Annotated in this window: 4 protein-coding genes and 3 rRNA genes; 2 read left to right on the top strand and 5 right to left on the bottom strand. The window is 64.2% G+C overall.

Features of this window, described 5'->3' with window-relative positions:
* The first annotated feature begins 274 nt into the window (after positions 1-274).
* Both ACSTA4_RS00775 and serB read left to right on the top strand, forming a co-directional pair.
* Positions 275-928 (top strand): DUF1707 SHOCT-like domain-containing protein, encoded by a 654-nt coding sequence (locus tag ACSTA4_RS00775; protein ID WP_248772997.1) that lies wholly within the window; start codon positions 275-277, stop codon positions 926-928.
* Between the two features lie 101 nt (positions 929-1,029).
* Positions 1,030-2,289, top strand: a complete 1,260-nt coding sequence (serB, locus tag ACSTA4_RS00770) for a phosphoserine phosphatase SerB (RefSeq protein WP_444962076.1) — start codon at positions 1,030-1,032, stop codon at positions 2,287-2,289.
* A gap of 231 nt (positions 2,290-2,520) precedes the next feature.
* Here the strand turns inward: serB and rrf are convergent.
* From rrf to ACSTA4_RS00745, 5 genes are all read right to left on the bottom strand, one after another.
* Positions 2,521-2,636 (bottom strand): 5S ribosomal RNA (gene rrf, locus ACSTA4_RS00765).
* Between the two features lie 104 nt (positions 2,637-2,740).
* Positions 2,741-5,836, bottom strand: a 23S ribosomal RNA gene (locus ACSTA4_RS00760).
* Between the two features lie 318 nt (positions 5,837-6,154).
* A 16S ribosomal RNA gene (locus ACSTA4_RS00755) occupies positions 6,155-7,687 on the bottom strand.
* Together the 16S, 23S and 5S rRNA genes form the textbook arrangement of a ribosomal RNA operon.
* Before the next feature lie 571 nt (positions 7,688-8,258).
* Positions 8,259-8,732 (bottom strand): SixA phosphatase family protein, encoded by a 474-nt coding sequence (locus ACSTA4_RS00750; RefSeq protein WP_444962075.1) that lies wholly within the window; start codon positions 8,730-8,732, stop codon positions 8,259-8,261.
* A gap of 200 nt (positions 8,733-8,932) precedes the next feature.
* Positions 8,933-11,353, bottom strand: coding sequence for a sodium-translocating pyrophosphatase (locus tag ACSTA4_RS00745; protein ID WP_248774751.1), 2,421 nt, complete (start codon positions 11,351-11,353; stop codon positions 8,933-8,935).
* Positions 11,354-11,667: the final 314 nt, after the last annotated feature.

The following is an 11,667-nucleotide window of genomic DNA, read 5'->3' as shown; positions in this document are numbered from 1 at the left end:
ACCACCCCGCGGCCGCGTGCCCGGCCCCGGCACGCGGACCGCCGGTCCCGGGTCCGGCCGACGCGGAGGCGTTGGGCGGGGACGGGCGGGGGTTGTTCCGCGTGGGCTCGCGGGCCACTCTGGAGGGGGATGGGAACACCCTGGGACGGGGAGCGGAATTCTCGGGGTCGGGCCAGGGGCGTTACCTGATCCCGCGGAGGCGGAGAATGCCGATACTGGACGTGTGGCAGGCCGGACCCCCGGCCCCACGGAAGGAACGAGGAGACCCGTCATCATGCAGCCCGAGCACATCCGAGCCTCCGACGCGGACCGGGACAAGGTTGCCGAGCGGCTGCGCGAGGCGCTGGCCGAGGGCCGCCTGACCCCGGTCGAGCACGAGGAGCGGCTGGAGACCCTCTACCGGGCCAAGACCATGGGCGAGCTCGGCCCCATCGTGGAGGACCTGCCCGTACCCGGCCACGGCTACGACTACGCGTCGATGGAACGGCGTTCCGACGCGCCCAGCGGCATGGAGATCCTGGGCAGCGAGGCGCGCGACCTGGCCGGACAGAGCAAGGGCTCGGAGAACCTGGTCGCGGTGTTCGGCGGCTGCGAGCGCAAGGGCCGCTGGCTGGTCGAGCCGCGCACGAACGTGTCCGTGCTGTGCGGCGGGGTGGAACTGGACCTGCGCGAGGCGGTGCTCAGCCAGCACGAGGTGACCATCCAGGTCGCGGTGATCATGGGCGGGGTGGACATCGTCGTGCCCCACGGGGTCAGGGTGATCAACAACACGTCCGGGATCCTGGGCGGCGCAGATCTGCACGGAACGGACCAGCTCACCGACCCGAACGCCCCGGTCGTCCGTCTGACGGGAACCTGCATGCTGGGCGGGGTGGACGTCAAGGCCAAGGGCCCCAAGCGAAAGAAAAAGAGTCGGAAGGACAGGTGACGTACGTCGCGCCTCCAGCTGTCCACATAGTGAACTAGCTGGGAAAAGGGTCAGCCCTGCGCGACGCCCCTCCGAGGCGGCCGAGTACCGTGGACACCGCCATGAATGAGAAATCCACGCTGTTGGTGACGGTGACCGGCCACGACCGTCCGGGCATCAGTGCTCGTCTTCTGAGCACCCTCTCCGTCTTTCCGGTGACCATCGCCGACCTGGAACAGGTGGTCCTGGCGGGCCGCCTCGTGCTGGGCGCGGTCCTGGAGGTGGACGAGCGGGTGGCTCCCGGTGTGAGTCCCTCGCGGGTCTTCGAGGAGGTCCGCAACGCGCTCGACAAGACCGCCATCGACCTCGACATGGAGGTCGGCTACGGCAAGGGCGGCGGGAAGGACAACGGCCGTGTGAAGGCGGTCGTCCACGACCGGCTGCACGTGACCGTCCTGGCCGACCCGCTGCGTCCCGGCGCCCTGGGCGCCCTCACGTCGTGCGTCGCGCGCGCGGGCGCGAACATCGACCGCATCGAGCGGCTGTCCAGCTTCCCGGTGACGTCCGTGGAGATGGAGATCTCCGGCGGGGACGTCGACCAGCTGCGCGCCGAGCTCGCCATGGAGGGGTCCACCCAGGGGGTGGACGTGGCCGTGCAGCCCAGCGGCCTGCACCGGCGGGCCAAGCACCTCATCGTCATGGACGTGGACTCCACGCTGATCCAGGGCGAGGTCATCGAGCTGCTGGCCGCGCACGCCGGATGCGCGGACGAGGTCGCCCGGGTCACCGAGGAGGCCATGCGCGGCGAGCTGGACTTCGAGGAGTCGCTGCGCCGCCGGGTGATGCTGCTGAAGGGCCTGGACGCCTCCGCCATTCCCAAGGTGTGCGAGGAGATCCAGCTGACTCCGGGCGCCAGGACGCTGGTGCGCACCCTGAAGCGCCTGGGTTACGAGTGCGGGATCGTCAGCGGCGGCTTCACGCAGTTCACGGACGTGCTCGTGGAGCGCCTCGGGTTGGACTACGCCGCAGCGAACACCCTGGAGGTCGTCGACGGCAAGCTCACCGGCGAACTGGTGGGGCCGATCATCGACCGCAAGGGCAAGGCGACCACCCTGGAGCGGTTCGCCGCGGAGGCCGGTGTGCCCCTGGAGCAGACCGTGGCCGTGGGCGACGGCGCGAACGACCTGGACATGCTGCAGGCGGCGGGGCTGGGCGTGGCGTTCAACGCCAAGCCGGTCGTGCGGCAGCAGGCCGACACCTCGGTGAACGTGCCCTACCTGGACACGATCGCGTTCATCCTCGGGATCACCCGGGAGGAGATCGAGGCCGCGGACATGCGGGGGCAGATCGAGCCGGTGTCGAGTTCGGTGCCGCACGACTGACGTCCCCGACCGGCTCCCCGGAACCACCAGGCCCCGTTCCCGAGTGGGAGCGGGGCCTTTTGTCCACAGCACGGAACACGCTCTAGCCCTGCCCGGCCCGCACCCGGTTGACTGGAAACAAGGGGGCCCACCCAAGCACCCACACCCCCACACACCCACCCCCACGTTCACAAACGCACAAATACCAGCAAAAAAAGGGGGCCGCCCACAGGCGACCCCCTTCAAGAAAAACCGTGGCAGCGACCTACTCTCCCACCCCACCACAGGGCAGTACCATCAGCGCAAAGAGACTTAACGACCGGGTTCGGAAAGAGACCGGGTGTGACCCTCCAGCAATAACCACCACGGAAACCACACACCACCCACCCGACTCCACCCACCCCACAAGGGCAGGGAATCACAGCGAGCAGCAAGCTCCGTGAACAATGTGCGCGAACATCCAATTATCTGCAGCGGACAAGCCCTCGGCCTATTAGTACCGGTCAGCTCCACCCCTCACAGGGCTTCCACACCCGGCCTATCAACCCCATCGTCTATAGGGAGCCTTACCCTCTCAAAGGAGGCAGGAGACCTCATCTCGAAGCAAGCTTCCCGCTTAGATGCTTTCAGCGGTTATCCCTCCCGAACGTAGCCAACCAGCCATGCCCTTGGCAGGACAACTGGCACACCAGAGGTTCGTCCGTCCCGGTCCTCTCGTACTAGGGACAGCCCTTCTCAAGTCTCCAACGCGCACAGCGGATAGGGACCGAACTGTCTCACGACGTTCTAAACCCAGCTCGCGTGCCGCTTTAATGGGCGAACAGCCCAACCCTTGGGACCAACTCCAGCCCCAGGATGCGACGAGCCGACATCGAGGTGCCAAACCATCCCGTCGATATGGACTCTTGGGGAAGATCAGCCTGTTATCCCCGGGGTACCTTTTAGCCGTTGAGCGACACCGCTTCCACACGCCGGTGCCGGATCACTAGTCCCAGCTTTCGCTCCTGCTCGACACGTCCGTCTCACAGTCAAGCTCCCTTGTGCACTTACACTCAACACCTGATTACCAACCAGGCTGAGGGAACCTTTGGGCGCCTCCGTTACTCTTTGGGAGGCAACCGCCCCAGTTAAACTACCCACCAGACACTGTCCCCGAACCGGATCACGGTCCAAAGTTAGATGCCCGAAACAGTCAGAGTGGTATTTCACCAACGCCTCCACCGCCACTAGCGTGACAGCTTCACCGGCTCCCACCTATCCTACACAAACCATCCCAAACACCAATGTCAAGCTATAGTGAAGGTCCCGGGGTCTTTCCGTCCTGCTGCGCGAAACGAGCATCTTTACTCGTAGTGCAATTTCACCGGGCCCATGGTTGAGACAGTGGGGAAGTCGTTACGCCATTCGTGCAGGTCGGAACTTACCCGACAAGGAATTTCGCTACCTTAGGATGGTTATAGTTACCACCGCCGTTTACTGGCGCTTAGATTCCCAGCTTCGCAGGGGCGAACCCCCACTAACCAGTCCTCTTAACGTTCCAGCACCGGGCAGGCGTCAGTCCGTATACAGCGTCTTACGACTTCGCACGGACCTGTGTTTTTAATAAACAGTCGCTTCCCCCCGCTATCTGCGACCCCACCCAGCTCAGGATGCAAGATCCGTCACCAGACAGGGCTCCCCTTCTCCCAAAGTTACGGGGACAATTTGCCGAGTTCCTTAACCATGGTTCACCCGAACGCCTCGGTATTCTCTACCTGACCACCTGCGTCGGTTTAGGGTACTGGCCACACACGAACTCGCTAGAGGCTTTTCTCGACAGCATGGGATCACTCACTTCACCAAAAACGGCTCGGCATCACGTCTCAACCTTCATGGTGTGCGGATTTGCCAACACACCGGCCTACACGCTTACCCCCGGACAACCACCGCCGGGTAGAGCTACCCTCCTGCGTCACCCCATCACTTACCTACTACAAGCTCGGTTCCCAGACCAGTAAGTCAAAGCTCCCCGAAGGGACCCAAGACCACCAGCGTGGTTAGCATCACCTGATTCAGTACTGGACGCTCGTGCACGGGTACGGGAATATCAACCCGTTATCCATCGACTACGCCTGTCGGCCTCGCCTTAGGTCCAGACTCACCCTGGGCGGATTAACCTGCCCCAGGAACCCTTAGTCAATCGGCGGCAACGTTTCTCACGTTGCTTTCGCTACTCATGCCTGCATTCTCACTCGCACGCCCTCCACCACACGATCACTCGGCAGCTTCACCGGACGCACGACGCTCCCCTACCAACCCAAGAATCTAGTCTTGAGCTTCACAGCTTCGGCGGTGTGCTTTAGCCCCGCTACATTATCGGCGCAGAACCACTTGACCAGTGAGCTATTACGCACTCTTTAAAGGATGGCTGCTTCTAAGCCAACCTCCTGGTTGTCTCAGCAACTCCACAACCTTTCCCACTTAGCACACGCTTAGGGGCCTTAGCTGATGATCTGGGCTGTTTCCCTCTCGACTACGAAGCTTATCCCCCGCAGTCTCACTGCCGCGCTTCACTTCACCGGCATTCGGAGTTTGTCTGACGTCAGTAACCTTGTCGGGCCCATCAGCCAAACAGTAGCTCTACCTCCAGCAAGAAACACGCGACGCTGCACCTAAATGCATTTCGGGGAGAACCAGCTATCACGGAGTTTGATTGGCCTTTCACCCCTACCCACACCTCATCCCCCAGGTTTTCAACCCTGGTGGGTTCGGGCCTCCACGAGGTCTTACCCCCGCTTCACCCTGGACATGGGTAGATCACTCCGCTTCGGGTCCACAGCATGCGACTCAAACGCCCTATTCAGACTCGGTTTCCCTACGGCTACCCCACCCGGGTTAACCTCGCCACACACCATGACTCGCAGGCTCATTCTTCAAAAGGCACGCCATCACCAAACACGAAGTTCAGCTCTGACGGCTTGACAGCACACGGTTTCAGGTACTATTTCACGACCCCTCACCGGGGCACTTTTCACCTTTCCCTCACGGTACTAGTGCACTATCGGTCACCAGGACGTATTTTGGCTTAGCAGGTGGTCCTGCCAGATTCACACGGACTTTCACGGGCTCCGCGCTACTCGGGAACACATCAACGTCTAGCCGGTACCTTCATCTACGGGACTCTCACCCACTCCGGTACCGCTTCCCAACGGTTTCAACTACCACCGACATCAACGCTCCAGGCCGGCAGACCTGAACAGACATGTCCCACAACCCCGCAAACGCAACGACTGCCGTCTATCACACGCCTACGGTTTAGCCTCTTCCCCGTTCGCTCACCACTACTAGGAGAATCACTGTTGTTTACTCTTCCTACGGGTACTGAGATGTTTCACTTCCCCGCGTCACCACCAACCACCCTATACATTCAGATGGCGGCAACCCGACACAACTCGGGCTAGGTTTCCCCATTCGGACACCCACGGATCACAGCTCGGTTGACAGCTCCCCGTGGCCTATCGCGGCCTCCCACGTCCTTCATCGGCGCCTGGTGCCAAGGCATCCACCGTGTGCCACTATCACTTGGCCACTACAGATAATAAGATGCTCGCGCACACTATTCACAAATCAAAACACCAACCGCATACCCCAACACCACTCACATCCTCAGCCACAACGGCAAGGAACCGAGAGTTCTCAGAGGCGGTCCGCGGGAACCAACACCCACTCCAAACCGGAGCAGAGGTTGTTTCCTCAGACACCCAACAGCGCGCCCCCGGACGCTTCTAGTCGCCCGAGGTCAAGTTCAATTTGTCTTTGAGCCATCCTGGATACTGCACGCAGCACCAGGTCCACTTTCGAGTCCGGCCGGCTGTAGAAGTAATGCCGACCTGTAAAGACTCCTTAGAAAGGAGGTGATCCAGCCGCACCTTCCGGTACGGCTACCTTGTTACGACTTCGTCCCAATCGCCAGCCCCACCTTCACTCACTCCCTCCCACAAGGGGTTAGGCCGCAAGTTTCGGGTGTTGCCGACTTTCATGACGTGACGGGCGGTGTGTACAAGGCCCGGGAACGTATTCACCGCGGCGTTGCTGATCCGCGATTACTAGCGACTCCACCTTCATGGGGTCGAGTTGCAGACCCCAATCCGAACTGAGACCGGCTTTTAGGGATTCGCTCCACCTTACGGTATCGCACGCCCATTGTACCGGCCATTGTAGCATGTTTGCAGCCCAAGACATAAGGGGCATGATGACTTGACGTCATCCCCACCTTCCTCCGAGTTGACCCCGGCAGTCTCCCATGAGTCCCCACCATTACGTGCTGGCAACATGGAACAAGGGTTGCGCTCGTTGCGGGACTTAACCCAACATCTCACGACACGAGCTGACGACAGCCATGCACCACCTGTCACCCGCCAACTAAATGACCTCACATCTCTGCGAGTCCACGGGTGATGTCAAACCTTGGTAAGGTTCTTCGCGTTGCGTCGAATTAAGCAACATGCTCCGCCGCTTGTGCGGGCCCCCGTCAATTCCTTTGAGTTTTAGCCTTGCGGCCGTACTCCCCAGGCGGGGCGCTTAATGCGTTAGCTACGGCGCGGAAACCGTGGAAAGTCCCCACACCTAGCGCCCAACGTTTACGGCATGGACTACCAGGGTATCTAATCCTGTTCGCTCCCCATGCTTTCGCTCCTCAGCGTCAGGTAAGGCCCAGAGACCCGCCTTCGCCACCGGTGTTCCTCCTGATATCTGCGCATTTCACCGCTACACCAGGAATTCCAGTCTCCCCTACCTACCTCTAGCATGCCCGTATCCACTGCAGAACCGGAGTTAAGCCCCGGTCTTTCACAGCAGACGTGACACGCCGCCTACGAGCTCTTTACGCCCAATAATTCCGGACAACGCTCGGACCCTACGTATTACCGCGGCTGCTGGCACGTAGTTAGCCGGTCCTTATTCCCCACCTACCGTCAACCCGAAGAGAACTTCGAGCCTGCGTTGGTGGTAAAAGAGGTTTACAACCCGAAGGCCGTCATCCCCCACGCGGCGTCGCTGCGTCAGGCTTTCGCCCATTGCGCAATATTCCCCACTGCTGCCTCCCGCAGGAGTCTGGGCCGTGTCTCAGTCCCAGTGTGGCCGGTCGCCCTCTCAGGCCGGCTACCCGTAATCGCCTTGGTAGGCCGTTACCCCACCAACAAGCTGATAGGCCGCGAGCCCATCCCTGACCGAAAAACTTTCCACCCTCCACCATGAGGTGGCGGGTCGTATCCGGTATTAGACGGCGTTTCCACCGCTTATCCCAGAGTCAGGGGCAGGTTGCTCACGTGTTACTCACCCGTTCGCCGCTCGTGTACCCCGAAGGGCCTTACCGCTCGACTTGCATGTGTTAAGCACGCCGCCAGCGTTCGTCCTGAGCCAGGATCAAACTCTCCATAAAGGTCATTCAACCCAACCCGGCTGTGAGGCCTGGGCGGGTAAACCTAGAAGTAATCCTGACCAACCGGGTTACCCCGGCTAATCAAAGGAACCTCCGCACACGAACCGGGATGGTTCTGTGTGACGGGGCCAAAACAAACATGGCTTAAAGAAAATCAAACACGCGCTGTTGAGTTCTCAAGAAACAACCGCTCTTCGTTTACAAGCTGCTGTGAGCTTTTCCGCCGAAGGCGTTGTGCGTTTCCGCTTTGTTGTGTCTTTACTTTATCAGGTGTTCCGCGCCCCGCCAAATCGGCGGTTTGTGGTGTTTCTGATCGGGGTAAAGCCCGTTTCCTGTTTCGCTTCCGTGTTTCCTTGGAAGCGCCCTCCGAGCTTACCCGCACCGAAGCAGTGCTCGGAACGGTGATTCGGAGGAAGAAGGGGTATCCGGCACGCCCGCGGAAGATCGCGTTCGTTTCGCTCGGAAGGGTGTCGCAGCCCCTCTCGACCTTGGGCCGTTCGGAGGCGACTCGGAGTACATTACCCGCGGGCCGGGGGTCTGGCAACTCGAAGTCGGCGTGTCCTGGGTCACACTAGTTCAGCAGTGTGCCGGAACCGGTTCCCGGGGCGGCGTAGAGCCACTCCACCTCCAGCTCGACGGCCGCGACCGTGGCCGGCGGGTAGGCGGCCGGGCTCCCCAGGAAGGCACCGGCCAGCTGGGCCACCGTCGGGTTGTGTGCGACGACCAGGACCGTTCCCGCGCCGGGATCCACCTGGTTCACCAGCTCCAGGAGTGTGTCCACCCCCGCCGAGTACGCCGCCTCGGAGTAGTCCACCTCCGGGCGGACCCCCGGTTCCATGGCCCCGAGCACACCGTCCAGCGTCTGCCGTGTCCGCCTGGCCGCGGAGCAGATGACGTGGTCGGGCACGTACCCCCGCTCGGCGAGCAGGCGGCCGACCGCCTCCGCCTGGCTCCGGCCCCGGTCGGTGAGACCGCGTTCGAAGTCCTCGAAGCCGTTCTCGGCCTGGGCGTGCCGCATCAGCAGCAGCCGCCGCGCGCCGCTCACGGGGACACCGCCGTCGCGACGACGGAGAGGGCCGCGATGAACGCCACCATGACACCCACGATGACGAACAGTCCCTTCATCCCGGACACCGGGAACCACCCCTTCGCTCGCTCGGCTGTGTTCCCAGGTTAGGCCCCGCCCGAACACGGGCGCGGCCGCCCGGGGGATACCCGGGCGGCCGCGGAGGTCGGTGCTCCCTCCTACTTCCCCTCTCCGGCGCGGGCCTCCTCCTTGCGGTCGTCGGCGCCGTCGGCGGTGTCCTCGCCGACACCGCCGTCCCCGGCCGCGGAGACCCCACCCTTCGGCGAGGCCCCTCCACCGGTCTCCGGGGCTCCCTTGGGCGCGGACCGGCCGCCGGTCTCGGCGAGGTCGGTCTCGGTGCCTCCCCCGCGGCGCTTGGACCACAGGATCGCGCCGACGAGCACGGCGACGGCCGCCGCCGCGATCCCCGCCCGCAGGACGACGTTGTCGGCGTAGATCACCACGCTGGGCGCCACGATCAGGGCGACGAGGTTCATCACCTTGAGCAGGGGGTTGATGGCGGGGCCCGCGGTGTCCTTGAAGGGGTCGCCGACCGTGTCGCCGATGACCGTGGCGGCGTGGGCCTCCGAGCCCTTGCCGCCGTGGTGGCCGTCCTCGACGAGCTTCTTGGCGTTGTCCCAGGCGCCGCCCGAGTTGGAGAGGAAGACGGCCATGAGCACACCCGCGGCGATGGCGCCGCCCAGGAACGCGCCCAGCGGGGCGTAGCCGAGGGCGAAGCCGACCGCGATCGGCGCGAGGACGGCCAGCAGGCCCGGGGTGACCAGCTCCCGCAGCGAGTCCTTGGTGCAGATGTCGACCACGCGCGCGTACTCGGGCTTCTCCGTGCCGTCCATGATCCCCGGACGGGTGCGGAACTGGTCGCGCACCTCCATGACCACGCGGCCCGCCGCCCGGCCGACCGCCATGATGGCGAGTCCGGAGAAGAAGAACACCACGCTGGCGCCGATGATGACGCCGACGAGCACGTCGGGCTGGTCCAGCGAGAGCGAGAACGCCTCGTCGGCGTCGCCGAGCTGGGCCTGCACGGAGGTGCGGAAGGCGCCGAAGAGCGCGGTCGCGGCCAGGACGGCGGTCGCGATCGCGATGCCCTTGGTGATGGCCTTGGTGGTGTTGCCGACGGCGTCGAGCCCGGTGAGGATCTCCGCGCCCGGGCCCTCCACGTCGCCGGACATCTCCGCGATGCCCTGGGCGTTGTCGGAGACGGGTCCGAAGGTGTCCATCGCCACGATGATGCCGACGGTGGTGAGCAGGCCGGTTCCGGCGAGGGCGACGGCGAACAGGCTCAGGGTGATGGAGCCGCCTCCGAGCAGGAACGCGGCGTAGACGGCTCCGGCGATGAGGAGGGCGGAGTAGACGGCCGACTCCAGGCCGACGGAGATGCCGGAGAGGATGACGGTCGCCGCGCCGGTCTCGGAGCTGTCGCCGATCTCGCGGACGGGGCGCCGGTCGGTCTCGGTGAAGTAGCCGGTGAGCAACTGGATGGCGGCGGCGAGCACGAGGCCGATGAGGACCGCCGCGACCGCGAGGATCCTCGGGTCCGGGTTGGTCCCGGCCTCCTCGATCTCGGCCAGGACCTGCGGGCTGACTCCGGAGAGCTGGTCGAAGCTGGAGGGCAGGTACCAGAAGGCGGTGCCGACGACGAGTACGGCGGAGATCGCCGCGGAGATGAAGAACCCGCGGTTGATCGCCGACATCGCCGTCTTGTCCCTGGCGCGGGGGGCGACCAGGAAGATGCCGACGATGGCGGTGAGCACGCCGATCATGGGGACGAGGAGCGGGAACACGAGTCCCTCGGTGCCGAAGGCGACGCGGCCGAGGATCAGCGAGGCGACGAGCACGACCGCGTAGGACTCGAACAGGTCCGCGGCCATGCCGGCGCAGTCGCCCACGTTGTCGCCGACGTTGTCGGCGATGGTGGCCGCGTTGCGGGGGTCGTCCTCGGGGATGCCCTGCTCGACCTTGCCGACGAGGTCGGCGCCGACGTCGGCGGCCTTGGTGAAGATGCCGCCGCCCACGCGCATGAACATGGCGAGGAGGGCCGCGCCGAAGCCGAAGCCCTCCAGGACGATCGGGGCGTCGCCCCGGTAGAGGAGGACGACGACGGCCGCGCCGAACAGGCCGAGGCCGACGGTGATCATGCCCGCCACGCCGCCGGTGCGGAAGGCGATGCGCATGGCGGTGCGGTTGGAGGCGTCGTCACCTCCGCGGGCGGCCGCGGCGACCCGGACGTTGCCGCGCACGGCGAGCCACATGCCGATGAAGCCGGTCGCCGCCGACAGCAGGGCGCCGAGGGCGAAGAAGACCGACCGGCCGATCGCGATGGCCCACGAGTCGGCGGGGAGCAGGAGCAGCAGGAGCGGGATGAGGACGACGAAGACCGCGAGGGTGCGGAACTGTCGTTTGAGGTAGGCCGCCGCTCCTTCCTGCACCGCGAGCGCGATGCCGCGCATTCGCTCTGTGCCCTGCCCTGCGGCGAGGACCTCACGTACCAGCACGCCCGCGACGGCGAGTGCCAGAAGGGCCACCACCATGACGATGATGACGAGGGTGAAGTCGGTGCCTGCCAGTGATAGGGCCATGCCGCCTTCAGCGGCGAGGTTGAGCCCAGACAATCCGTCCTCCTTGAGACGGGCACGACCTTTTCGGCCCCGTCCACGGGAGAACGCGCGGAACGGCTCGCCCTGTGGGCGCCGGTCCTCGCGGCCGTGGACGTACCGCCGTCCGGAAGGAGCCTGAGCTGGCTCGACGGCACGCTTGGCGGGGTCGAAGCGGTGCCACCTTTGGTTGTGGTGCGTACCGCCCGTGCCGCGTGTTCACGGGCGGTGATCCGGGGAGTCTACGCACGGCGACAAAGAAAGGTGAGAGCCGAGCCCGCCATTCCTCAAGAAAATCC

Source organism: Nocardiopsis sp. M1B1 (assembly GCF_052466615.1).
Note: the sequence above shows the minus strand (reverse complement) of the source record. Positions and strands in the feature narration are given on the sequence as shown.

Excerpts from the sequence above, each read along its gene's own strand:
- ACSTA4_RS00775 (WP_248772997.1), top strand. The coding sequence starts at position 275 with ATGCAGCCCGAGCACATCCGAGCCTCCGACGCGGACCGGGACAAGGTT.
- serB (WP_444962076.1), top strand. The coding sequence starts at position 1,030 with ATGAATGAGAAATCCACGCTGTTGGTGACGGTGACCGGCCACGACCGT.
- ACSTA4_RS00745 (WP_248774751.1), bottom strand. The coding sequence starts at position 11,353 with ATGGCCCTATCACTGGCAGGCACCGACTTCACCCTCGTCATCATCGTC.